The following is a 25451-nucleotide window of genomic DNA, read 5'->3' as shown; positions in this document are numbered from 1 at the left end:
TAGTATAAAAAACTTTAGTTTTGAGAATTGACTAGCTTTGCACCTAGAAGCTTGTGCTTTTCTAAGAAGGGAGGGAAGGTCGCTTAGCGGCTAAACTATGCCAAAGGAATTGCAAACTCAATCATCTATCGCTGTGTCACACTCAACGAATGAAATGAAAGGGGGTGGGGCTAAGGCTTTAAGGAAAAAGTATAGAGACCCTCAACACCTGCACCCAGTCGTAAATACGATTATTAGTGTGTTACTAGGAATTTTAGCGGTCATGTGCATTTTCCCCTTTTTCTATGTCATCATTATTTCGTTTACTAGTGAAGAGAGTATAGTAAGAAATGGTTTTCAACTAGTCCCGAAAGATTGGAGCATTGATGCTTACCATTATCTATGGGGAATGAAGGAGCAATTATTCCGCTCTTATGGTGTTACAATTTTTATTACGATTGTTGGCACAATTATTAGTGTATTTATGATAACGTTTTATGCTTATGCCATTTCAAGACCACAATTTAAGTATCGCAGATTTTTCACGTTTCTAGCATTTTTCACTATGCTTTTCAGTGGCGGTCTAGTACCAACTTACATTGTTGTCACCCAGTTCTTAGGTTTGAAGAATACCATTTGGGCATTGATTCTGCCCCTTGCAATGAATGCGTTTTATATTATCATTATGAGAACCTTCTTCCTAAAATCAGTCTCTGAGTCGATTTTAGAATCAGCAAGGATTGATGGAGCAAGTGAATGGAGGATCTTCTTCCAAATTATCTTCCCGCTATCCTTACCGGGAATTGCCACGATTGCCTTGTTTAGTACATTAGGTTATTGGAATGATTGGTTTACAGCGTTACTGTATATCGATGAGCCCAATTTAGTACCTTTGCAATCATTACTCATGAAAATAGAAGCAAATCTTGAATTCATGAGGCAAAATATGGATGTAGCTATCATGCAGTCAAGCTTGTTTAATACCATTCCACAAGAGTCTGCAAAAATGGCCATGGTCGTTATCGCCACTTTACCAATTGCTGTTTCGTACCCGTTCTTCCAAAAGTACTTTATTAGCGGACTGACTATTGGCGGCGTTAAAGAATAAATATATAGAAAGAGGAGAGTTAGAAATGAAAAAAAGATTAATACTTCTTCTTGCATTAGTTCTTACCATCGGAACGATTCTTTCAGCGTGCAGCGGTAAAGACAGTGCTACCTCAAACAAAGAGGGAAAAGATGGACAACCATATGAAATTAAATGGTACACCATTGGAACTCCACAAAAGGATACTGATAAAGTATTCAAAGAAGTTAACAAATATTTAGAGGAAAAAATTAATGCCACAGTGAAAATGACCCAAATTGATTGGGGAGATTGGGCACAAAAATCGCAGGTAATGATTAATTCAGGGGAACCCTTTGATATTATCTTCACAAATGGTACTGAATATGTTCAAAATTCCCAAAAAGGTGCATTCCTAGCAATTGATGATTTATTAAACAAGGAAGGCAAAGATCTAAAAGAAGCGCTCGACCCAGCGTTATTAGAGGGTATTAAGATTGACGGAAAAATATATGGTGTTCCTACCAATAAAGAGGCCGCAAGACAAACGGTTTATACATTTAATAAACGTCTTGTTGACAAATACAACTTTGATATTTCAAAGGTACAACGCTTAGAAGACCTTGAGCCAATGCTAAAAGTTATTAAAGAAAATGAACCTTCTATTACACCAATGGCAACATTTAAAGCTTATCTTCCATTTGACTATGTCTTTAATAATGAAATGCCATTTGCGTTCGCAATTGATGGTGACAGAGAGCATGTTATTAACCAATTTGAATCTGATTTAGCGATGGAAACCTATAAAACGATGCATAATTATTATAAGGCAGGATACCTTAAAGAGGATGCTGCAACAAGTAAGGACAGCTGGCCAATGGATGTAGAAAACTGGTTTGTCCGCATGGGAGATTCCCAGCCATATGCAGATTCATTATGGACACGTGCAGCTAAATATGATTTAGTTTCTGTACCAGCTGAAGAACCAACTACTTTTAATGATTCTGTATCAGGTTCTATCCAGGCCATCTCAGCAACATCGAAAAATCCTGAAAAAGCAATGGAATTCTTAAACCTGCTTAATACAGACCCATATCTTCGCAACCTTGTTGATAAAGGAATTGAAGGAGTTCACTACGAAAAGAATGAGGATGGATCAATTAAAGATCTTCCAGCACGTATTGATCGATACAACTTACCAACTTATTCTTTAGGAAACCATTTCATCCTTAATCTATATGAAAATGATCCTAAAGATAAATGGGAAAAATTCAAAGAGTTTAATGAATCTGCAAAACCAGCACCAACCCTTGGGTTCCATTTCAACAGTGACCCAGTTAGATCGGAACTTGCATCGATTACGAATATCTCTAAAGAGTTCTATCCAGCTTTGGCAACAGGATCTGTTGACCCAGAAGAATACCTGCCAAAATACAATGAAAAGTTAAAAGAAGCTGGAATTGACAAGGTGTTAAAGGAAATACAAAAGCAATTTGATGAATGGAAGAGCGAACAAAAATAATAACAAAAAATCAAGCTGAGTGGATACTCTCAGCTTGATTTTATTGCAATTGAGGAAATCAAAATGGAAATCAGAGGAAAAAGCAGATTCACTCAAAATATTTTTAATAAACTTTTTTTAACCTCATCGCTAACAATCATTGCGACTGTTATTATCCTAATCGTTACGATTACCAACTATTACTCCGAAATTATTATTCAAAAAGAAATTAATATCAATACAAGGACAATGGAAAGGGTAGAGGATTACTTATCCTCAAAGGATGCCGATATTGATCGAGCCAAAAGGGATTTTTATGTGAATGGGGACATGATTGATGATATCACCTTTGCCCTTAACAATGGGTACGAGGAATATTTAAAATACCGTTTAGATAAATTTTCCGAAAGTCAATCATTTGTTCCAAGTAATATCGATACCTATTTAAATGCTTATTTCGGTCAAGATCCTGATATTAATGCAATTGGTATCCGCTCGCTCGAAAATCCTTCCATTGAATATTTGCACATTTATCATAATTTAAGATGGAATAAAAGCATTGTTGACCCTTCATCACGCTCAGAATTTTCGCTTCTTTCAAAAGGTATTCCAAACCTTAGTGGAGATGGGTTGCCTAAAGAACGAAAGTTAAGGAATACCATTACTAAAAAAATGATTATTAATAATCCAGTGTCGCTAAAAAAAATAGGTGAGATTACCATTTTCTACTCTACTGACCGCTTAGACAAAATGGTTAAAAAGCACGATGGGTCCCCTGCTTCCTTATTTTTAGTTGATGCACAAGGCAGTATCGTTTATTCGGACAATAATGGTGATGTTCCCTTAAAACTGATTCATCACATAAAACCTGAAACAAATGAGACAAAAATAAAGTGGGAGCATGGTGATTTTTATATTAACACCATAGCAAACAAAGGAGATTATACCTATGTCAGTGTAATTCCTGATAAAGGGTTGCAAAAGCTAACGGTTATCAGGGGTACCATGTGGTTTGTGATTATCTTTTTTATCATTATCTCTATTTTAATCTCCTATTCCTTTACGCGAAATTATTCACGGCGAATTCATACCATAGTTTCGATTATTCGCCAGGTTGAAAAGGGAAACTTAGATGCAAGGATTCCAAAATCGCAGCGTGAAGATGAATTATCAAAAATCGCTGTGAATATCAATTCGATGTTAGATGAATTGAATAATTATATTGAACAATTTTACCTGTTAAATCTTAAGCAGCAGGAAGCGGAATTAAAGGCACTTCAGGCACAAATTGATCCGCATTTTCTATTCAATACACTGGAGGCTATTCGGATGGTGGCTGTTGTAGAGGGGTCAAAGACTTCTAGTAAAATGATATTCCATTTATCCAAACTGTTCCGCTATTCGTTAGAGTCGAACGATACAGTCCCTTTATATACAGAGATTGAGTATGTGAATCAGTATTTAAAATTGATGCAATTTAAATACCCAAACAAATTACAGGTTAACTTTGATATTCCTAGTGATGTTGAACGAACACTTGTGCAAAAATTAATTTTGCAGCCAATCATTGAAAATTATTTTGTGCATGGTTTTAAAAAGGATCGAACAGATAATCAGTTATTTATTCGTGCAAGGCATCTTGGTGATTTGGTAGAAATTACTGTTGAAGATAATGGTAAGGGGATGACGGAGGAAGAGCATTCCAGAATTGTTCACCATATCAATTCTGAAGAGGGTGATGAAATGAAATCCATTGGATTAAGAAATATCCATCAACGACTAAAATTGAAATATGGGAATCAGTTTGGGATTTCCTTAAATAGTATCCAAAATAAAGGGACTATTGTTACCCTGTCAATTCCAGTAAGGGGGACCAGCCATGTATAAGGTACTTCTTGTCGACGATGAACCTTTAATCACAATAGGGCTTAAGGCGTTGTTGGATTGGGCAGATTATGGCTTTGAGATTGTGTCTACAGCTGAGAGTGGAGAAGAAGCTCTTGCTTATCTAAAAGAAAACCAAATCGACATTCTCGTTACCGATATAATGATGGGGGAAATGACTGGTTTAGAATTAATTAAAGAAGTGAAAATCCTTCAGCCGAAAGTAAAATGTATTGTTTTAACAGGATACCAAGAATTCGGGTTTATTAAGCAAGGTTTATTGTTAGGGATAGAAAACTATTTAGTGAAACCTGTTGATGAGGAAGAATTATTAAAGACAATCCGAAATGTAGGCGATAAATTGAATGCCGTGACGGAAGGTAATCAGGAACAGGAACCGTCAACACTAATGGATAATACGTTATGGCGTTTTTTAAATGGTGAAATTGATAAAAATGATTGTCTTGAAAGGTTGTCCTTTTACAATATTCAATTCAATCAGCCATATTATAATGTTTCTATTTTAAGTTTTGAGAATTATCATAAGGCTGAGATTTCCAAGGATATTAGGAAATATATTGAAGAACACTATTCAGTCGTATGTCTATATAGTCCGAATCAAGAGATACTGATTATTTTTGGAGGTACAAGCGAAGAGGAATTAATCCTATTCAACCAAAGTCTTGTACATGATTTTAATAGTGAACAAAGTAAGCCAGGTATATTTTATTTATCGATGGGAAAGCCGGTTAAAACAGTAGAGGATTTAGAAGAGAGTTTTGCGATTGCAAGGGAATATAGTTTACTTCAGTTATATTCAAATCCTAATGTACTTATTTCTGAACGTTTAACGATAGATAAGCAGGAGGAAATTAAGAAGCAACAGGAATTCAAAGATAATATTGTAAAGTTGTTATTGAAAGCAGATGAGGAAGCCCTGCAAATGGTAGATTCATACTTTCAAGGTATAACGAGTAAATCATCCTTTATTTCACCCCAAGCAGTGAAAAAATACACCTATGATTTAATTTCTTATATTCATTATTCGCTGCAGTCTGACGATCTTTCCTATTACACAGCTGCCGTCGAAAAGGTTGTTTATAGCAAAGATATTCACCAGATGATGACCATTTTAAAGGAATATTGCCGAGAATTAATTCTTTCGATTCATAATCAAGTAAATATGCGCAGTCCTATTGTACAAAATGTCCTTGATTTTATACATGTGCACTATGATCAAGGAGTCTCGTTAAAAACATTGGGTCAGCAGTTTCATGTCAATGCCATTTATCTGGGACAATTATTTCAAAAAGAAGTCGGGGTTGTTTTCTCTGAGTATTTAAACCGATATCGCTTGGAAAAGGCAAAGGAACTTCTCAAAACAACCCATTATCGAGCAGGTGAAATTGGCAAAAAGGTTGGGTATTCCGATACCACTTATTTTTATAAACAGTTTAGAAAAACGGTGGGAGCGACACCAAGTGAATGGAGAAAAATTTAAAACTCCTATGTAATGAAAAGTATAAAAAAGAGACGGTGATGAATAATGGACAAGCCTATTCATGAAAAAAAACTTACTTATCGTTTTCCAAAACATTTTTGGTGGGGAAGTGCTGCCTCTGGTCCGCAAACAGAAGGTGCGGCATTGATTGACGGTAAAAAATCTAGCATTTGGGATTATTGGTTTAGCATAGAACCGGAATGTTTTCATAATGAGGTAGGACCGGGGGACACATCCGATTTCTATCATCGCTACAAAGAGGATATTCAACTTATGAAGGAAACGGGCCATAATACCTTCCGCACCTCGATACAATGGTCAAGGCTGATTCCAGACGGTGTGGGAAAAATTAATCAGCAGGCAGTGGATTTTTACAATCAGGTCATAAATGAGTTAATTGCCAATGATATTGAGCCGTTCATGAACTTATACCACTTTGATATGCCAATGTGCATGCAGGAAAAAGGCGGCTGGGAGTCCCGGGAAGTGGTCGATGCCTATGTAAACTTTGCTGAAACTTGCTTTTCTTTGTTTGGAGACCGGGTGAAGTATTGGTTTACCTTTAACGAACCAATTGTCCCTGTTGAGGCAAGCTATTTATACAATTTGCATTATCCGAAAGTTGTAGATTTTAAGCGCGGGGCACAGGTCGCTCACAATACAATTGTTGCTCATGCAAAAGCGGTTGCAGCATTTAAAAAGATGCATCTTAATGGCCAAATTGGGATTATCTTAAACTTAACACCCTCCTATCCAAGAAGTGAGGAAGCAGAAGATGTAAAGGCTGCTCGTATCGCCGATTTGTTCTTTAATCGCAGCTTCCTTGATCCGGTAACAAAGGGCGAATACCCGAAGGAGTTAATTGATATTTTAAGAGATAGAGAGCTATTGCCTGCGGTAGAACAGGGAGATTTGGAAGTCATTCGTAACCATCCCATTGATATTCTTGGTGTGAACTATTACCAGCCGCGTCGTGTGAAAGCAAAGGAGCAGCCGGTAGCAATAGACGCTCCGTTTATGCCAGAACATCTCTTCGATCCGTATTTGATGCCGGGGCGGAAAATTAATCCGCATCGCGGCTGGGAGATTTGTGAGGAAGTCATCTATGACATCATGATCGATATTCGCGATCATTATGATAATATCCCTTTCTTCATTTCAGAAAATGGAATGGGGGTTGAAGGGGAAGAGAAATTTCGGAATGAACAGGGGTTCATCGAAGATGATTATCGCATCGAGTTTATCCAGGAACATTTGAAATGGGCTCATAAAGCTCTTGAAGAAGGAGCAAATTGCCTTGGTTATCATCTTTGGACATTTATGGATAACTGGTCATGGACGAACTCCTATAAGAATCGATACGGATTAGTAGAAGTAGATTTAAATAGAAATCTAGAACGAACGATTAAGAAATCTGGCAGATGGTATCAACAGGTATCTGAAAACAATGGTTTCTAATAAGTGACTCCTAAACACAATAAATCTATTCATATAGCAGAAAGGAAGTGGCGAAATGGAAAAGTACCTTCTAGGGATTGATTTAGGAGGAACAAATTTAAGGGTCGCGGTCGTAACGTCCGAAGGTCAGCTGGTGGAAGAAATGAATGTAAAAACAGAAAGTGAAAATGGCCCTTATTATGTCATCGATCAAATGATTCAGCTTTGTGAGAAAATCATGCAGGAACGAAACATTGATGCCATCGGAATTGGATCCCCTGGTCCTTTAGATGTAAAACAAGGCTTAATCTTAAGCCCAAACAATCTGCCTGGGTGGGACAATATCCCATTAGTGGACATGTTAGAAAAGGCTTTACAGAAAAAAGTTGTTCTTGATAATGATGCAAATGCAGCTGCACTTGCCGAGGCCATCATTGGCGCTGGCAAAGGGAAAGAGTCTGTTTTCTATATTACGGTGAGTACAGGAGTGGGTGGCGGATTTGTCTTCCGCAAGCAATTGCTGCAAGGTGCGAATTTTTGTGCCGGTGAAATAGGCAATCTCATTGTAGATTCAGACGGACCGCCGCACCATGCCTTGAATGTTGGCGCCTTAGAAACATTGGCTAGCGGGACAGCAGTGAAAAAGCGTGGAATAGAGCAGCTTGGAATTACAGGGCATGCAGGGGAAGTATTCGCACTGGCCATGAACGGAGACAATAAAGCACAAAAGATTGTCGATCAAATGATTACCTCTTTGGCAAAAGGGATAGCGAACATCGTTCACACGGTTGATCCGCACATTATTGTGCTTGGAGGCGGAGTGATGCAGTCAAAAGACTATATTATACCGTTGCTTCTTGAGAGGGTAAATGACTTTTTATATCCACAGCTGCGGAATAAAGTAGAAATAGTGTGTGCCTCCTTAGGTACAAAAGCGGGTGTGATTGGGGCGGCTTTATTGACACAACAAGCAGCGTTTTAGCAAGAGGAGGCTGACCATGAAAGCTTATATGGTATTTGATATTGGAGGAACGTATATTAAGTATGCGGTGATGAATGAGCACGGAATGAAGCTGGAAAGCGGGAAGGTTCCCACTCCTCAGGAAGGATTAGAACTATTTCTACAGAAGATTTCCGAAATCGTTACCGAGTATCAACAGTCTTATGATTTTCAAGGAATTGCACTAAGTTCTCCAGGTGCAGTGGATGTGAAAAGCGGATATATCGGGGGAGCAAGTGCTATTCCTTATATCCACGGTGTACCGATGACAGACTTGATAAGAGAACGAACAGGCCTAGATGTTTCAATTGAAAATGATGCAAACTGTGCTGCATTGGCAGAAGGCTGGCTGGGAGCTGCCAAAGAAACAGATTACTATATTTGTATCGTTATTGGCACGGGAATTGGCGGCAGTATTGTGATGAATCATACCATTTTACGCGGTGCTTCCCTTCACGGGGGAGAATTTGGCTATATGATTATGGGGGACCCGCTTAACAATCCATTGCAATCAACCTGGAGCCAAGTGGCTTCAACAAATGCTCTTGTTCAAGAAGTTGAACGGAGGAATTCCCTTGAAAAAGGAAGTTTGGATGGGGAGAAGGTATTTCGGATGGCTGCAGAAGGTGACGCCATTGCTAATGAATGCATAACGATATTCTACAAAAAGCTGGCAACTGGAATCTATAATATAAAATACGCTCTCGACCCGGAGAAAATTCTGATTGGCGGGGGAATTAGCAAACGGCCAGAAGTTATTGAGGGAATCAATCAGGAATTAAAGAAATTGAAGGATGACATCTCAACACTAGCTATTTCTGTCGAAGCCTGCCAATTTGATAACGATGCCAACTTAATAGGTGCGCTGTTTTACTTTTTAAATAGAAAATAAATATTGCGGTTGAATTAAGTTTTTTGAACCGATATGCGAATTCCGATTTGAAAATAACTTGGAGGTTGGGAGATTTCGAACCATTATTTTGACAACCGGTCTTTAAATATAGAGCAAGGGGCCCCTAGTTCTCTTGCTTCCTTCTGTTATCCAGAAGGGGTTCCCATGCTTTTCAAATGGAGGTTAATTATGTATAAGAATGAACCGATTTTTTTGCAGCCAGTGTTTCAAGAGAGAATTTGGGGCGGGCAGAAGTTAAGAACAGAGTTCGATTATGAGATTCCGAATGATATGACCGGTGAGGCGTGGGTGATTTCTGCGCATCCGCATGGTCCAAGCACGATTACCAATGGTCCGCTTGCGGGAAAAACGTTAGCCGATGCCTGGAATGAACATAAGGGGCTTTTTAATAAGAACGCTGATGAGCAAGGGGAGTATCCATTGCTTGTAAAAATTTTGGACGCAGCTGATGATTTGTCTGTTCAAGTTCACCCAAATGATCAATTTGCCCGTGAAGTGGAAGGTGTTCCTTTTGGGAAAACCGAATGCTGGTACGTGCTAAGCGCCGAAGAAGGGGCAGAGCTTGTGTTAGGGCATTATGCCAAGACAAAAGAGGAATTGGCGGAGAGGATTGATCAAGGTCAATGGGACAAGCTTTTAAGACGCGTAAAAGTAAAGGCGGGTGATTTTGTCTATGTTCCGAGCGGTACGATTCATGCGATTGGAAAAGGTATCGTAATTCTTGAAACACAGCAAAGTTCTGATATTACCTACCGTGTGTATGACTATGACCGGAAAGATGCAGCTAACAATAAACGTGAATTACATCTTGAACGATCTAAACAGGTGACAACCGTTCCGCATCAGGATGCCGAAGTTAAACAGACTGAAACGGTTAATGGCGGTTTAGTTGAAAAGAAATTAGTGGAGGAACAGTATTTCACTGTGTATCACTGGGAATTGAACGGGCAGGCTGATTGTGAAATGGATAAAGACTTTTTACAAGTGAGCGTTGTAGACGGTAAGGCCGCTATCACAATCGACGGAAAATCCTTCGACCTTGAGAAAGGTACCCATTTTATCCTTCCACATGGTGTTCGTCAATTCAAATTAGATGGGAAAGCTGAGCTTATTGTTTCGCATGAATAAACAAACCAAAAAGACCCTAGAGAACTAGGGTCTTTTTGGTGTCAGGCACCATTCCTTTTAGTAACGCAAGGACTGTCCCTTGTCTCATTTAAAATGGAAATTTTCAATGAACTAATTATAGAAAAAGTGGAAAAACCTTATTACATTTTTCTAGTTCATTGACGGAGCATACGGGTCGTAATATTGTAGGAGAAAGGTGGATTGATAGAATATTTGAAAAAATGACAGCGCTATCTATATCTTAATAGGGATGGTAAGGGTATAAGGAAGCTCGCTCAAAAAAGCTTTAATATAAAAACTAGAATAGGGAGAGATGGAAAATGATTGATTTGAAGAAAGGCCAATTGTTGATGGCTGTCTTTTTCGGCATGTGTTTCATCCTGTTATGGCCGAATGCAAGCTTTGCGAAACAACCAGAATCATCTTACTGGTATCCCGAACAACTATTAAACTGGACTCCAGAGAAGGATCCCGACGCTGTGTTTAACCGCAGCCAGATTCCATTAGCCAAACGGGAAGTGTTATACAAGGTAAATGACCATGCACAGTCTGATGCAAAGGTAGTTGCTTTGTCCGCGCTCAACCCGAATACTAGTGGTGTGCCTTCTCAAGGCGGGAAGGACTTCTATGCAAACACTTTCAGTTATTGGCAATATGTTGACCTGATGGTGTATTGGGCAGGTTCTGCCGGTGAAGGCATTATTGTCCCGCCAAGTGCAGATGTGATTGACGCTGCCCATAAAAACGGCGTACCGATTTTAGGAAACGTTTTCTTTCCTCCTACTGTTTATGGCGGAAAGGCTGAATGGGTCGACCAAATGCTAGCTCAGCGGGCTGATGGATCCTTTCCGGCAGCGGACAAGCTGTTAGAAGTTGCAAACTACTATGGGTTTGACGGCTGGTTCATTAACCAAGAAACCGAAGGCGGAAACGCTCAGACTGCTGAAAAAATGCAAGAATTCCTAGTATATCTTCAAAAACATAAACAGAAAGATAAGCAAATCATGTGGTACGATTCGATGACGAAGGATGGACGTATCAATTGGCAAAATGCGTTAACGGATAAAAATAGCAGCTTTTTACAGGACGGCAACAAACGTGTTTCTGACAGCATGTTTTTAAACTTCTGGTGGCGCGATCAGCAATCTTCCGCTGCTAAAGCGAAGGAACTCGGCAGAAGCCCATATGACTTGTTTACTGGGATTGATGTGGAAGCGAATGGAACAAGCACAAACATTCCTTGGCAGGGAATCTTCCCTGAGGGCAAAGCACCTGTAACCTCTTTAGGAATTTATCGTCCGGACTGGGCTTTTAAAACATCTGAAACAATGGAACAGTTTTATCAAAAGGAAAATGAATTCTGGGTTGGCAAGTCCGCAAATCCTGCCTCAACAAACGATAACGGTGCGTGGAAAGGAATGGCACATTATTTCACTGCCAAAACGGCCATTGAGGAATTACCATTCGTCACTCATTTTAATACAGGCAGCGGCAAGTTTTTCGCTGTTGATGGGAAGCAGGTAAGCGAACAGTCATGGAATAACCGCAGCCTGCAGGATATTCTGCCGACCTGGCGATGGCTGAAAGAAGGTGGAGAAGCTGTTCACGTTGATTTTGATTGGGAAACTTCTTATTACGGCGGAAGCTCATTAAAGCTTTCAGGTGCCATTGATGCAAACAATCCAACACATATTAAACTTTATAAAACCAATCTGCCGATTCAAAAGGATACGGAAATCGCACTGACATACAAGACAGATTTGAAAAAGCCAAACATGAAGCTTGGGGTCAGTTTCACCGACACTCCTGATCAATTTATCTATTTCGATGTGAAAAAACAAAGTCACAATCAATGGATAACCGATTCGTTTAAACTGAAAAAATTTAGCGGTAAAAACATTGCAGCCATCTCGCTTTTAGTTGAAAGTGACAACGAGGTGAAAGATTTTACAACAAATATTGGAGAAATCAAGGTTTATAACAAGCAAGAGATACATAATGCTATTCATTCTCCAAAGCAAGGAAAGGTAAGTAAGATTGAGTTTACCAAAGGAATTTATGCAGATGTCGCGCTTGCTTGGGAGCCGTCTGATTCCGATGTGAGTCACTATGAAATTTACCGGAAGCTGCCAAACAATGAAAAGGAATTTGTCGGTGCTACACCGAACCATGTGTATTACCTTTCCAATCTAAAACGGGATGGGAAAGAAACTAGCACCAATCTTGAAATTGTTGCGGTGAATAAAGAATTCAAACGAAGCAAGCCTACGGCTGTTACATTTGAATGGCCTCCATATCCAAAGCCGGAAGCAGATTTCCGGGCGGATCAAACGGTAGCGGCACCGGGAGAGAAGATTCAATTTTTCAATGCATCTTCGGAGGTAACGGAAGCAGTGGAATGGCATTTTGAGGGCGGAACACCGTCTGTGAGCAATGAGGAAAATCCGGTTGTCAGCTATGAAAAAGAAGGCGTTTACTCTGTTACCCTAATTGCGAAAAACAGTGAGGGTGAAAGTGTCCTGACACAAGAAGCGATGATTACCATTTCCGAAGCTGCCAAGGATATTAAAAATGTTGCGTTGAATAAGATGGCCATTGCGAGCGGACAATGTGCTCCGGCTGAAGCGGCAAAGTATGCCTTTGACGGGAACGTTAACAGTAAATGGTGCGCATTAGGAGATGCCCCTCATTGGTTAAAGGTGGACCTTGGCGGTCAATATGCAATTTCAAAATTCGTTGTTCGCCATGCACAAGCTGGCGGGGAGCCGGGTGCCTTTAATACCCAGGCATTCAGAATTGAAGTAAGTACGGACGGGGAAAACTGGACAGAGGCAGTGAAGGTAACAGATAATACAGCGGCTGTCTCAGAACACAGCATCACCTTAACAAATGCACGCTATGTCCGATTATGGACAGACAAGCCAACCCAAGGCGGCGACCAAGCCGCAAGAATTTATGATTTCGAGGTTCATGGATTTCAAAAATAGTTTCTAATAGCGGGAATCCCATTATTAAAGAAGAGCAAAAAGACGATTCGGTCCCCCTCGAATCGTCTTTTTGTATTTTATCTTGGATTGATTCATTTAAATGCTTCATCTGTCCTTTAGGTAAATTTTCCCTCCGATATTACCTAATTTTACTAAAATACCCTAGATGATTCCTCATCCTATTCACTTCTAAATTAAGTGGATAATGAATGCTAAAGCCCTACTTAACCTGCTGGATTGACAGGTTTCCCACAATATTAATAATTTACTAACATAATAGATCGAATTTTACCAACTGTTAAAAGTTTAATAATTATAAATATACAAAAATATTTTTAGTAAAATTACAAATGAAAGCATTTACTTTTAGTAAAACTATCATTATAATAATCCTATAAACTACTAGGAGGGTTAGAATGAACATACAAAAGAAAATGAAATTGTTTTTCCTTTTTACTATTATAACAACACTGCTTTTAGCTGCTTGTAGCTCATCGGATACAAAAGGAGAGAAAGCGGAGGACGGCAAAGTTAAGTTAAGGTTTGCGACTTGGGATGTAGGTGATGATGTCGAGCTGCAACAAGGGTTAATTGATCAATTCAATGCTGAAAATAGTGATATAGAAGTAGTTTTGGAAGCGTACGGCGGTGATTATGACACGAAAATCACTGCTGGTATTGGTGCCAAGGATGCTCCCGATATCATGTATATGTGGAATTACCCTCAATATAAAGATGCATTAGAACCTCTTGATTCTTATATAAAAGATAGAGGGGAAGAATATAAGAGTAATTTCTATGAAGCATTATGGAACTATAACTCCGTGGGAGAGGATATTTACGGACTCCCTGTAGGATATACTACACATGTTGTTTACTATAATAAAGATTTGTTTGACGCAGCAGGACTTGAATATCCTAAAGCTGGTTGGACATGGGAAGATTTACAGGAAGCAGCTAAGAAGCTGACTAATAAAGAACAGAAAATCACTGGATTTGCTTTCCCAGGTCAACCTGACCCCTATGATTTCGAAATGTACTTATGGGGTAATGGTTCCTCTTATGTAGATAGCAAAGGCAAATTAGATGGAAACTTGAACTCCAAAAAGTCAATTGAAACGTTTACTATGTTCCAAGATATGTTGAAAGAAGGTATCGCTATTACCACTGAAGGCTATGGTGATACCGAGATGAAAACAGGTAAAGTAGGTATGCTTATTAATGGTGCTTGGTATCTGTCCGCATTTGAGGAAGCTGGTATTAACTATGGTGTTGTTGAAATCCCTTCATTTGGAGATAACCCAAGTGCAAGTATCGTAAGTTCTTCTGGTATAGCTATGTCAAAGGATTCTAAGCATAAAGAAGCTGCATTTAAATTTATGGAGTTTTGGACAGGTGAACAAGCAAATAAAGAACGACTTTCCTTTGAACTTCCAGTTTTAAAAAGTGTAGTTGAATCAGAAAAATTGCAAGAAGATCCAATTAAAAAAGTCTTTTACAACATGTTAGAACAAAGTGAAGGATTTACGCCAACCTCTTTTGTAACGGAAGACTGGAGTAAGCTGTCTGAGGATTTAAGCTTAGTTTTTGAAGAAATCTTTAATCCAAGTACACGCGTTGATCCTAAAGAAGCTTTAAATAGTGTAGCCAAGTAAGATTGTTAATTGATTTGAATGAGAATATATCATGGCAGCATGATATATTCTCATTTTTAAAAAAGTTTTTTACTATCGGATTCAAAAAGGTCACACCAATTAAGAGGGAAATATATGTTTACTAAAAAGAAGAAAGAAAAGAAATTCACATTAGTCCGTAAAAGAGTACCCTTTTTATTTATATTGCCGTGGATCATCGGTTTTGTCGTTTTTACATTAGGACCTTTAGCTTTTTCATTAATCATGAGTTTGTTTGATTGGCCTATTGCTGGCGAAGCGAAGTTTATTGGACTAGATAACTTTAATAAGATGTTTACGGCGGATCCCCAGTTCTATGATTCTCTCGTAATCACCTTGAAATTCGCACTAATATTTGTTCCATTAAACCTCTTTGTTGCTTTGGTGCTTGCTCTACTTATCACGCAGCCGATCAAAGGAATTAAGATATTCAGGACAATCTTTTATCTTCCGGCCGTTGTATCCGGAGTGGCAGTGTCGATTATATGGGGTTGGATGTTTAACTCTGAGTATGGAGTTTTAAATTATATATTATCTTTGCTTGGTATTGAAGGACCAAACTGGCTGATTGACCCTAAGTGGGCAATCGTAACAATTGTGATTGCAAGTGCCTGGGGAGTCGGGTCGATGATGCTAATCTTCTATACCGATATTAAAGGGATTCCACATGAAATGTATGAAGCTGCATCGATTGATGGAGCGGGTCCTATCAGGCAGTTTGTTAGTATTACGATTCCTACGATTACACCAACGATTCTATTTAATGTCATCACATCCGTCATAGCGGCATTGCAACAATTAACGTTAGTGTTGCTTTTAACAGGCGGCGGGCCATTAAAATCAACATATTTCTATGGACTATTTGTCTATAACAATGCATTTAAGCATCATGAACTCGGTTATGCAAGTGCAAATGCGTGGTTTATGTTTATTATCATTCTACTTTTGACATTATTAATCTTTAAGTCATCCTCTGCATGGGTATTTTATGAGGCTGAAGTGAAAAAGGAAAAAAAAGGAGGTAAGAGAAAATGAAGATAACACGAAAACATAAAATTATTGTTTACAGCATTCTTGTCCTCTTTTCTCTTTATTTCCTATTTCCTTTTATCTGGGCATTAATCACAGCACTTAAATCAGAAACAGAAGTATTTAGCTTTCCGCCAAAATTTGTACCGGATGTTCCACTATTTAGTAATTTTTTAGATGCTTGGAATAGCCAGCCATTTGGAACCTATTTTAAGAACTCAATGATTGTAACGGTGTTGACGACAATCGGTCAGCTTATATCCTGTTCCTTAGTTGCATATGGCTTTGCGAGGTATGATTTTAAATACAAGAATATTCTCTTTATCCTGCTTTTATCCACGATGATGATTCCGTGGGACGTTACGATGATTCCGCTTTATATGGAATTTAACATGTTTGGCTGGATCAATACGTTAAAACCATTAATCATCCCTGCCTTTTTTGGCTCAGCTTATAATATCTTTTTGCTAAGGCAGTTTTTAATGAATATTCCTAAAGATTTAGAAAATGCAGCGAGAATTGATGGAGCAAATGAGTTCCAAATCTTTTATAAAATTTTCCTTCCTATCATGAAGGCGCCTTTAACATTGATTGCTGTATTAAATATCATTTTGGTTTGGAATGACTACTTAGGTCCACTAATTTATTTGAATGATCAAACTAAATATACAATGGCACTTGGTTTAGCATCATTCCAAGGTGTACATGAGCTTCAAATTATTCCGATTATGGCGATGACTTTGGTTATGATCATTCCGCCAGTTATCGTTTTTGCCTTTGCGCAAAAATATATCGTTGAAGGAATAAGCGGCTCAATCAAGTAATATAGTTCGGAGGAAGATAACATGCAACGTGAAATGAAGAGATGGGAAAATATCCATCTTACGGCACTAAACAGGCTTCCGGCACATTCTGATTTTTACAGATACCGTGCATTTGATGAGGCTTTACAATATAAAAAAGAAAATAGTAAGGGATATACGTCACTTGATGGTGAGTGGAAGTTTCTATTCTTGGAGGCACCTGAATTTTCACCAGTTAACTTTGAAACGCAAGGATTCGAAATTGAAGATTTAGATGATATCACTGTGCCCTCTTGCTGGCAATTAAAGGGATATGGAAATATGCATTACACAGATGTATTGTATCCCTTTCCGATTAATCCGCCATTTGTGCCACAGGATAATCCGACAGGAATCTATTTCAGAGAAGTTTATATAGAAGATATAAATGAAGAAGAAAAAATCATTGTTAAATTTAACGGTGTGGATTCTGCCTTTGATCTCTATGTGAATGGCCATCATGCAGGCTATAGTAAAGGCTCTAGAATGCCATCAGAGTTTGATCTTACTGAGTACGTTCGAAATGGAAAAAATAGAGTGACAGTTAGAGTTTACCAGTTTTCAGATGGAACCTATTTAGAAGATCAGGATATGTGGTGGCTTTCAGGGATCTTTAGAAGTGTGGAACTCTATAGAATAAATAAAGCTACGCTTCAAGATGTTTTCATTGAAACATTGCCAGATGCAGATTTTAAAGATTTTACATTAAAATTAACCGGGAAGTTTTTCACGAGTGAAATACAGGCAGTGAAAGTGAAGCTTTTTCAAGGAGGGAACGAGGTAGATTCCTTCCCTGTAGAAGTGGTTAATGGTGAATTCCAAATGGTAAGAGAAATGGTGAACCCATTCCTATGGAATGCAGAGGAACCAAATCTCTATATGGCTGTTTTGGAGTATCAATTAACAGATGGAGAAAAGGAAATTGTTCCGTTGCGTTTCGGAGTAAGATCAATCGATATCATTGATAATGAAATGAGAGTGAACGGAAAAAGAATTTTCTTTAATGGTGTAAATCGGCATGATTTTAATCCGAGAATGGGAAGAACCGTAACCTACGATGATATGCTTCAGGATGTACTACTAATGAAGAAGCATAATATTAATGCTGTAAGAACTGCTCATTATCCGAATAATGATGTTTTTTATGATCTTTGTGATGAATATGGACTCTATGTAATAGATGAAGCAGATCTTGAATGCCATGGCTTTGAAAACACAGGGAATTATAACTGGATCAGTGACAATGAGTTATGGGAAAAGCAGTATGTAGATCGAGCCGTTAGAATGGTAAAAAGAGACCGAAATCATCCAAGCGTCATCATTTGGTCTTTAGGTAATGAATCTGGTCAGGGCAGAAACTTCACAGCTATGTATCAAGCAATAAAAGAAATTGATTCTACTAGATTGGTACATTATGAAGGAGATCGCCATGCTGCCTATAGTGACATGTATACCACGATGTACACAAGATTAAAAGCACTTGAAGAAATTGGGCAAGATTCCGAAGGGAAAAAGCCGCATATCTTATGTGAATATGGTCATGCAATGGGAAATGGGCCTGGCGGACTGACAGAATATCAAGAAGTGATGAGGAAATACCCTCGTTTACAAGGTGGATTCGTATGGGAATGGTATGACCATGGTATCGAAAGTGTGGATGAAAATGGAAATGTCTTTTATCTATATGGTGGGAATTACGGAGATTTCCCAACAAATGGGAACTTCTGCATCGATGGACTGGTATTCCCAGACCGGACACCATCACCTGGACTGATTGAGTACAAGAAGGTTATTGAACCGATTGTAACTGAAGCAGTTGACCTATCTCAGCTCAAGATTAGAATAAAAAATAGATATGATTTTAGAAACCTAGAAGGAGTTCAGTTAAACATTAAGGTAGAATCCTTCACTCATTTAATAGAAGAAAAGAATATTAATCTTCCATCTATTAACGCACAGGAAGAAATGGAATTAACGCTGCCAATTAATCTTGCAGAAGCCCTAAATTATGATGATGTCCGCATTAAATTAAGTTATTCAGAACCGAAAAGTACGCTTTATGCAAGTGAAGGTCATCTTATCACCAGTGAGAGTTTCTTGCTTGAAGCAACAAAGGTTAAGAAAATTGTACAGCGAGAACACCTAAACATTCATAAACATATTACAATTGATGAAAGTCAAACAGAGCTTGTTCTTGAGAATGATACGTTTAGAACTGTTTTTTCAAAAGTTCATGGAGTTCTTGTCTCCCATCAACTAAATGGAGAAGAGATTATTGAAAAGGGACCTGAGCTTACTCTCTGGAGAGCAGTCATTGACAATGATATGTATAAGAAGAACGATTGGATAAATAAATACTTCTTAAAAAATGCAAAGGAACAATTTGTTGCTTTCACGTATCAAATGAACGAAGGCTATGTGGATATTGAAATCAAAAAATATTTATCTAGTGTTAACCAAGCATGGGGCTTTGAACTACTCTATCAATATCGTATCACTCCAACTGGTGCTTTAAATCTCCAACTAAAAGGCAGTAAAATCATTAGAGGGAAAGAAATACCTGAAATGCTGCCAAGAATAGGAATTACGATGCATCTAAACAAAGCGTATAATGATGTGACATGGTATGGCAGAGGCGATTCGGAGAGTTATCAGGATAGTAAAAGAAGCCAAAGTATTGGCCTTTATCATAAAAGTGTGGAGGAAATGCATACGGAGTATGTTTATCCACAAGAGAATGGTTCAAGATGTGATACTTCTTTCCTAGCGGTAACGAAGGGGAATCAATCCATCCTCTTTAACTTTAAAGAAATTAGAGATTTTACCATCCATGACTATGAAACAAGCGCGCTAGAAGAAGCAACGCACCGAGGAAAAATTAAAAAATCGCCATTCAATGTGTTAACCATCGATTATAGACAAAGTGGTCTGGGAAGTAATAGCTGTGGTGAGGAACAGCTTCCGAAATACCGCGTTGGAATAGAAGATTTTGAAATCGGGTTAGAAATTAGGAATGTTCATAAAGACGAATTAGTAAAAGAGAGTAAATATTTTAGAACTAGATAAAATTTCAAAGGCAGGGGAAACCCTGCTTATTTGAAATGACACAGTAAATGATGAGGAGAAGTAGGATGAATTTAGATATTAGAGAAATACCATTTTCGAGATTTGGATCCTATTTTTGCATCTCGCAAGAAAAGGATTCAGAGGCAGTATATATAAGGGACGTACATGGCGGCGATGACGCACCATCCAAGCTTTTTCAAGTGGATATTGTAAAAGATGGAGTTGAAATGGATTACGTAGTGCGTGCTTCTGAGATATCTTTGTCCTTCTTTTTAAAGGATCATTCCGAGCGTGTTGCAGAAATCATCATCCCCGAAGAAGATGAATTCCATATTGAAGTACAGGATGTTGAACTTAGGCTGCGAGCGACAAAAGGAAAATATGATACTTTAATGGAATTAGAAGATGGAGTGTACGAATACCACATCTATCCTAAGGAATTAAAATTAATGATCATGAATCTACATGGTGAAATGTCTGTTGATGCACCCTGGAATATTATCGGAAATGATTATATTGATATGCGTTTGAAAAATGGACATTTTGTGATCGAAAGCTATCGAACCGTTTATCATAAAAAGGAATACCTTCCTTTTAGCCAAGGAAAAGAACAAGTCGTGGTGCTTTACAAAGAATGGTTTGATTCTATGAAAAAGGGATATGTGCAAGAAAAATATCAACCTTCTTTGGAGAAGGCTTCCTATATTACATGGTCGAGTGTCGTTCATCCAGATGGACTGCTGAAAGATTATGCGATGTATATGTCGAAGCTGTGGATGTATAATATTTGGTCGTGGGACAACTGCTTTAACGCACTAAATTTAGGGGAACATTACCCCGAACTTGCCTATGCTCAATTAAAAATTTTCATGGACACTCAAGATGAATCAGGCGCCTATCCAGATTTTGTGAATGACAAATTCATTTCGTACAATTGTATAAAGCCACCCATTTTTGCTTACGTGTATGAACAACTAATGGAAAGAAACGATTATTTTAAGGACGAACAACGGTTAAGAAACGTTTATGAGTCTACTAAAAAAGTCATGACCTATTATGAAAATTATCGTACTTACCATGGCAGGCTGCCACACTATAAACATGGGAATGATTCTGGTTGGGATAATGCTTCCCTCTTTCATGTCGGGATGCCTGTGGAAGCACCGGACCTTGCTAGTTTTTTAATTCGTACGTTTGATATCCTCTCCTCCTTCGCTGAAATTTTAAGTGAAAAAGAGGAGGCAGAAAGATTTAAGAATCAAGCAGACTCCCTGTTTAACCTGTTACTTGAGAGACTTTATGATGGTGAAGGCTTTTATGGGCGAGTTGGGAAAAATGGTGAGGAAATCGATGTTAGAACTAGCTTAATTCTAAGGCTGCCAGTATTGATCGGTTATCGTTTGGATAAAACCATAATGGATCGATTGGTATCTGACCTTGAAGCCAACTTTGAAACAAAATTTGGTCTTGCTACTGAGAGTGTAACGAGTAACTATTATCGCGAAAATGGATATTGGCTCGGTCCAATCTGGGCGCCAGTTACGTATCTGTTTATCCATGCATTAAAGAATAATGGCTATAAAGAGGCTGGTAATCGCCTAAGAGATAAGTTTTTAAACCTCACGCTCATAGGCGGGATGGCTGAAAACTTCGACCCACTAACTGGAAAAGGGTTAGTAGATACATCCTTCACGTGGACTTCAAGTGTATTTCTACTTCTATTAGACGATCAACTTAGGGGGGATTAAATGCAAAAGTATATGGGAGAAATCGCCCTTACGATTACGGCGATTATATGGGGAAGCGGATTTGTTGCAAGTGCGATCTCCTTGGAACACTTTACACCTTATCAGATTTTGGCAGGAAGATTTTTAATTGGTACCATCATTTTAAGTGTAATTTTCCATAAAAGACTGAAAAATATTAATAAAAGTACTATGATAAAAGGGGCTGTATTGGGAATCTTTTTATATTTGGCCTTTGCGCTTCAAACAGTAGGCCTTCAATTTACGACACCTTCAAAAAATGCCTTCTTAACGGCCGTGAATGTCGTGATTGTTCCTTTTATTGCATTTGTTATATATAAACGGAAAATTGATATATATGAACTTATGGGTGCTGTTTTGGCTATGGTTGGTGTCGGCATATTATCACTTAAACTCTCTGCTGAAATCAACATTGGGGATTTGCTGACGCTAGGCTGTGCCTTTGGATTTGCTTTCCATATCTTCTATACGGCAAAATATGTAAAAGACTCAGACCCTGTCTCATTAACGCTCATTCAAATGATGACAGCCGCCGTAATCGGAGTGGTCGTTGTTCTTTTCAAAGGAGAAACCTCTTTTATTATCGAAAAGGGAGGGATGTACTCGCTCCTTTACCTAGGGGTTTTTTCAACAACGATCGCGTATCTATTGCAAACAGTAGCGCAGAAAATGATAACAGAAACAAAGGCTGCGATTATCCTTTCAACAGAATCGTTTTGGGGAATGGTATTTTCCGTTGCAATTTTGGATGAAGATATGACAATTAAAATGGTGATCGGCGCAATCCTTATTCTAAGTGCGATCATCATCTCTGAAACAAAGCTACCCTTTTTAAAAAAGAATAAACTAAAGGAAATAACGTAATTGAAAACGAATATAGAAGATAAAAAATTAGCAGGTAGGGAGAAATAATGGCCACTATAAAGGATATAGCTAATTTAGCTAATGTTTCAATCACTACCGTATCAAGAGTGTTGAATTACGATGAAACATTAAATGTCTCGCCAGAAACGAGAAAAAGAGTGTTTGAAGCGGCTGAGGAGTTAGCCTATGTGGTGGCTCCGAAGAAGAAGCAAAAGAGCAAATGGAAAATAGGGTTATACGACTCTTTTTCTCTTGAGGAGGAATTGGTCGATACCTATTACTTGTCGATCAGGGTAGCCTTGGAAAAAAAGCTGAAAAGTAAAAGCATTGACTTTTTCAGAATTGACAAGGAAGGCAATGAGGAGAATCTTAAAAAAATTGATGGAATCTTATGCCTTGGGACCTTCAAAAAAAAGGATATTGAAAAAATTAAAAGTTTTAATAAACCTTGTGTCTTTGTTGATTCCAATCCAGACGAATATTATTATGATTCAGTGGTGATTGATTTCAATTCTGCCACCAGAAATGCTCTTAACTACTTAACCGAATTAGGTCATGAAAATATTGGCTTTATTGGCGGAGTCGAAACCGATATGTATGGGAATCGATTTAAAGATTTGAGACAGGATGTTTTTGAAAGTTATTTAAAGGACAAAAATATTTTCAAAGAAGAGTTAGTAAAAATCGGTGGATATGATCCGAAGGATGGTTATATCAATCTAAGAGAAATGTTAACATCTGAACCTAAACCAACAGCCGTATTTGTTGCCAATGATACGATTGCAGTCGGGTGCTATAAAGCTGCTTATGAACTAGGGGTCAAAATTCCTGATGAACTAAGCATTGTTGGTTTTAATGATGTCGCTACAGCGCAGTACATGGTTCCGCCTTTAACGACGGTTAAACTCTATACAGAAATCATGGGTGAAACCGCTGTTGACTTACTGGTAGAAAGGCTCTCCTCAAAAAGGGAAGTTAGCAAAAAAATCACGATCAATACGAAGTTAATTGTAAGAGAAAGTGCTTCCGTACCTCAAAAGAAATAAAGTTATATTGGGGTGCTGGGACACTCCTCTTTTTTTTATGTCCACATTTTGTTTTACAAGGTGGAGAAAACTTTGAAAAAACTTGCAACTAAAATAAAAAACTTTTCTTTTCGAAGCATACGTACAAAAATGGTGCTGTTTTTCCTCATAGTTGCCCTGTTTCCATTACTGTTATTTGGATTCCTATCATATGGAAAGTCTTCTGAAATTGTGAATAAACAATTTAATGAATATGAGCAATTTGCTGTTTCTCAACTCGACAAACAAATCGAAAATATATTTGAGCAAATGTATGTTGTTTCGAAAGATATAAATCAGTATTTATCTGATCCAACCTTGGTCATATTACAGGAAGAAATCCCTAGAACATATACAGGGTTTATTGAAATCAAAAACTTTGAAAGATATTTAGAGGCACATAAAACGTATGACACAAAGGGAATCTATTTAATTACCAACACAGGTTATTATTATGGAAATAGTCGCTTGGATATACATAAGCTCTTTCAAAAGCCATTTTGGAAAGAGATTAATAGCTTAAAAGAAGGAAATCTCTGGATTGGGTTTTATAATTCTGACCATTATTACACTGGTAAAAAAAACGAAAAAATTATCGGACTTGTTTTTCCAATTGAAAGTGATTTTGGGGTGTTGAAAGGAAGTAAACTGTTAATAGAAACAAATGCGGAGGAGCTGTTCTCTTATATTGGTTTTCTAGAAAATGAGCTTCATTCTTCTATCACCCTTAAAAATGGTAAGAACCAGGTGGTCTATAAGACAAAAAATTCTCCGAAGGAATTGACAACAGATATTATCTGGAATAACCACTTTGATGCCTATGGATGGGATATCCATGTACGCATACCTCAAGAATATTATTATCAATCATCAAATGTGATTTTACGTTATACGATAGCGGCTATTTTATTTTCAATCATACTTGTATCCGTGCTTGCGGTCGTATTTTCCGCTCCACTTACGAAGGGAATTAAAAGTCTAAATTCCTCGATGAAGCGAGTCAGTGAAGGAGACTTAGATACACAGATAACCGTTACTTCTAATGATGAATTAGGAATTTTATCTCAAAGCTTTAATGTTATGGTCAATCAAATTAAGGAATTAATCGAGAAAATTAGCATGACAGAACGTTTAAAAAGGCAAGCAGAATTAAAGGCTTTTCATTATCAAATTAACCCTCATTTATTATTTAACACCTTAAACTCGATCCAATGGAAGGCGAGGCTCTTAGGTGCAAAGGAAGTTCAAGAGATGATCTATCATTTAACAGAGGTTCTGCATGAAAATTTAAATTTTGCTGATGAGTTAATTCCGTTAAAAAAGGAACTCCAGACGATCAAACATTATTTGAGGGTTCAAGAGATACGTTATGGCCAAACATTTGAATATATAGAGAAAATTCATTCGGAATGCTTGGACTATTTAATCCCTAGGATGACTCTCCAGCCATTGTTTGAAAATATCTTTTTCCATGCATTTGAAGATGGCGAAGGAAGTATTGAATTAGTGGTTACTGTTAAACCTGAATATCTAGAACTTACCTTAACCGATAACGGCAAAGGAATGAATGAAGAATCCATTAAAAAGCTTCTCAACCCGAATCACCATGGTGGAAATGGGAGGGGAATTGGTGTTTATAATGTCGACCAACGAATAAAGCTTCACTTTGGAAATGAGTACGGCTTATCAATCGAATCAGTTGTGGGTGTAAAAACAATCTTTAGCATTAAATGGCCGAAAAGGAGATAACG

At 38.0% G+C, this 25451-nt stretch carries 17 protein-coding genes; all 17 read left to right on the top strand.

The features are described 5' to 3' along the window. The first annotated feature begins 154 nt into the window (after positions 1-154). The 17 genes from TR08_RS11840 to TR08_RS11760 all read left to right on the top strand — a co-directional run bounded on the left by TR08_RS11840 (position 155) and on the right by TR08_RS11760 (position 25449). Positions 155-1087 carry a carbohydrate ABC transporter permease gene (locus TR08_RS11840; protein ID WP_045518631.1) on the top strand — a complete coding sequence of 311 codons (933 nt, stop codon included), beginning with the start codon at positions 155-157 and terminating at the stop codon, positions 1085-1087. A 25-nt stretch (positions 1088-1112) separates the two neighbouring features. Continuing rightward, positions 1113-2567 carry an ABC transporter substrate-binding protein gene (locus TR08_RS11835; protein ID WP_045518385.1) on the top strand — a complete coding sequence of 485 codons (1455 nt, stop codon included), beginning with the start codon at positions 1113-1115 and terminating at the stop codon, positions 2565-2567. A 63-nt stretch (positions 2568-2630) separates the two neighbouring features. Beyond that, entirely contained in the window at positions 2631-4433 is a 1803-nt protein-coding gene (locus TR08_RS11830; RefSeq protein ID WP_045518384.1) for a sensor histidine kinase, read from the top strand. Further along, a complete protein-coding gene (locus TR08_RS11825; RefSeq protein WP_045518383.1) occupies positions 4426-5931 on the top strand; it encodes a response regulator transcription factor in 1506 nt (501 codons plus the stop codon). Before TR08_RS11830 ends, TR08_RS11825 begins: the two co-directional genes overlap by 8 nt. Before the next feature lie 45 nt (positions 5932-5976). Next, on the top strand, positions 5977-7389 hold the full coding sequence (locus TR08_RS11820; RefSeq protein WP_045518382.1) for a glycoside hydrolase family 1 protein: 1413 nt from the start codon (positions 5977-5979) through the stop codon (positions 7387-7389). A 55-nt stretch (positions 7390-7444) separates the two neighbouring features. Continuing rightward, a complete protein-coding gene (locus tag TR08_RS11815; RefSeq protein ID WP_045518381.1) occupies positions 7445-8350 on the top strand; it encodes an ROK family protein in 906 nt (301 codons plus the stop codon). 16 nt (positions 8351-8366) lie between these two features. After that, the gene (locus tag TR08_RS11810; protein WP_045518380.1) at positions 8367-9260 is read left to right on the top strand and encodes an ROK family protein; all 894 of its coding nucleotides are present in this window, start codon (positions 8367-8369) and stop codon (positions 9258-9260) included. A 189-nt stretch (positions 9261-9449) separates the two neighbouring features. Beyond that, on the top strand, positions 9450-10409 hold the full coding sequence (gene manA / locus TR08_RS11805) for a mannose-6-phosphate isomerase, class I (RefSeq protein ID WP_045518379.1): 960 nt from the start codon (positions 9450-9452) through the stop codon (positions 10407-10409). A gap of 320 nt (positions 10410-10729) precedes the next feature. After that, a complete protein-coding gene (locus tag TR08_RS11800) occupies positions 10730-13396 on the top strand; it encodes an endo-beta-N-acetylglucosaminidase (RefSeq protein ID WP_193747725.1) in 2667 nt (888 codons plus the stop codon). A gap of 416 nt (positions 13397-13812) precedes the next feature. Then, on the top strand, positions 13813-15051 hold the full coding sequence (locus TR08_RS11795; RefSeq protein WP_152597397.1) for an ABC transporter substrate-binding protein: 1239 nt from the start codon (positions 13813-13815) through the stop codon (positions 15049-15051). A gap of 114 nt (positions 15052-15165) precedes the next feature. Continuing rightward, positions 15166-16104 carry a carbohydrate ABC transporter permease gene (locus TR08_RS11790; RefSeq protein ID WP_045518378.1) on the top strand — a complete coding sequence of 313 codons (939 nt, stop codon included), beginning with the start codon at positions 15166-15168 and terminating at the stop codon, positions 16102-16104. Continuing rightward, entirely contained in the window at positions 16101-16922 is an 822-nt protein-coding gene (locus TR08_RS11785) for a carbohydrate ABC transporter permease (protein ID WP_045518377.1), read from the top strand. The genes TR08_RS11790 and TR08_RS11785 overlap by 4 nt, the downstream gene beginning before the upstream one ends. A 21-nt stretch (positions 16923-16943) precedes the next feature. After that, positions 16944-20006, top strand: a complete 3063-nt coding sequence (locus tag TR08_RS11780) for a glycoside hydrolase family 2 TIM barrel-domain containing protein (protein ID WP_045518376.1) — start codon at positions 16944-16946, stop codon at positions 20004-20006. A 65-nt stretch (positions 20007-20071) separates the two neighbouring features. After that, positions 20072-21754 (top strand): amylo-alpha-1,6-glucosidase, encoded by a 1683-nt coding sequence (locus TR08_RS11775; protein ID WP_045518375.1) that lies wholly within the window; start codon positions 20072-20074, stop codon positions 21752-21754. Continuing rightward, positions 21755-22636, top strand: a complete 882-nt coding sequence (locus TR08_RS11770) for a DMT family transporter (protein ID WP_045518374.1) — start codon at positions 21755-21757, stop codon at positions 22634-22636. A 47-nt stretch (positions 22637-22683) separates the two neighbouring features. Then, positions 22684-23682 carry a LacI family DNA-binding transcriptional regulator gene (locus TR08_RS11765; protein WP_045518373.1) on the top strand — a complete coding sequence of 333 codons (999 nt, stop codon included), beginning with the start codon at positions 22684-22686 and terminating at the stop codon, positions 23680-23682. A gap of 72 nt (positions 23683-23754) precedes the next feature. Further along, positions 23755-25449 carry a sensor histidine kinase gene (locus TR08_RS11760; protein ID WP_052427429.1) on the top strand — a complete coding sequence of 565 codons (1695 nt, stop codon included), beginning with the start codon at positions 23755-23757 and terminating at the stop codon, positions 25447-25449. The last annotated feature ends 2 nt before the right edge of the window (positions 25450-25451 follow it).

Origin of the sequence: Neobacillus niacini (genome assembly GCF_000759675.1) — a bacterium.
Taxonomy (GTDB): domain Bacteria; phylum Bacillota; class Bacilli; order Bacillales; family Cytobacillaceae; genus Neobacillus; species Neobacillus niacini_A.
The sequence above is the reverse complement of the archived record's forward strand: the minus strand, read 5'-3'. Positions and strand labels throughout refer to the sequence as shown.

Excerpts from the sequence above, each read along its gene's own strand:
- TR08_RS11840 (WP_045518631.1), top strand. The coding sequence starts at position 155 with ATGAAAGGGGGTGGGGCTAAGGCTTTAAGGAAAAAGTATAGAGACCCT.
- TR08_RS11835 (WP_045518385.1), top strand. The coding sequence starts at position 1,113 with ATGAAAAAAAGATTAATACTTCTTCTTGCATTAGTTCTTACCATCGGA.
- TR08_RS11830 (WP_045518384.1), top strand. The coding sequence starts at position 2,631 with ATGGAAATCAGAGGAAAAAGCAGATTCACTCAAAATATTTTTAATAAA.
- TR08_RS11825 (WP_045518383.1), top strand. The coding sequence starts at position 4,426 with ATGTATAAGGTACTTCTTGTCGACGATGAACCTTTAATCACAATAGGG.
- TR08_RS11820 (WP_045518382.1), top strand. The coding sequence starts at position 5,977 with ATGGACAAGCCTATTCATGAAAAAAAACTTACTTATCGTTTTCCAAAA.
- TR08_RS11815 (WP_045518381.1), top strand. The coding sequence starts at position 7,445 with ATGGAAAAGTACCTTCTAGGGATTGATTTAGGAGGAACAAATTTAAGG.
- TR08_RS11810 (WP_045518380.1), top strand. The coding sequence starts at position 8,367 with ATGAAAGCTTATATGGTATTTGATATTGGAGGAACGTATATTAAGTAT.
- manA (WP_045518379.1), top strand. The coding sequence starts at position 9,450 with ATGTATAAGAATGAACCGATTTTTTTGCAGCCAGTGTTTCAAGAGAGA.
- TR08_RS11800 (WP_193747725.1), top strand. The coding sequence starts at position 10,730 with ATGATTGATTTGAAGAAAGGCCAATTGTTGATGGCTGTCTTTTTCGGC.
- TR08_RS11795 (WP_152597397.1), top strand. The coding sequence starts at position 13,813 with ATGAACATACAAAAGAAAATGAAATTGTTTTTCCTTTTTACTATTATA.
- TR08_RS11790 (WP_045518378.1), top strand. The coding sequence starts at position 15,166 with ATGTTTACTAAAAAGAAGAAAGAAAAGAAATTCACATTAGTCCGTAAA.
- TR08_RS11785 (WP_045518377.1), top strand. The coding sequence starts at position 16,101 with ATGAAGATAACACGAAAACATAAAATTATTGTTTACAGCATTCTTGTC.
- TR08_RS11780 (WP_045518376.1), top strand. The coding sequence starts at position 16,944 with ATGCAACGTGAAATGAAGAGATGGGAAAATATCCATCTTACGGCACTA.
- TR08_RS11775 (WP_045518375.1), top strand. The coding sequence starts at position 20,072 with ATGAATTTAGATATTAGAGAAATACCATTTTCGAGATTTGGATCCTAT.
- TR08_RS11770 (WP_045518374.1), top strand. The coding sequence starts at position 21,755 with ATGCAAAAGTATATGGGAGAAATCGCCCTTACGATTACGGCGATTATA.
- TR08_RS11765 (WP_045518373.1), top strand. The coding sequence starts at position 22,684 with ATGGCCACTATAAAGGATATAGCTAATTTAGCTAATGTTTCAATCACT.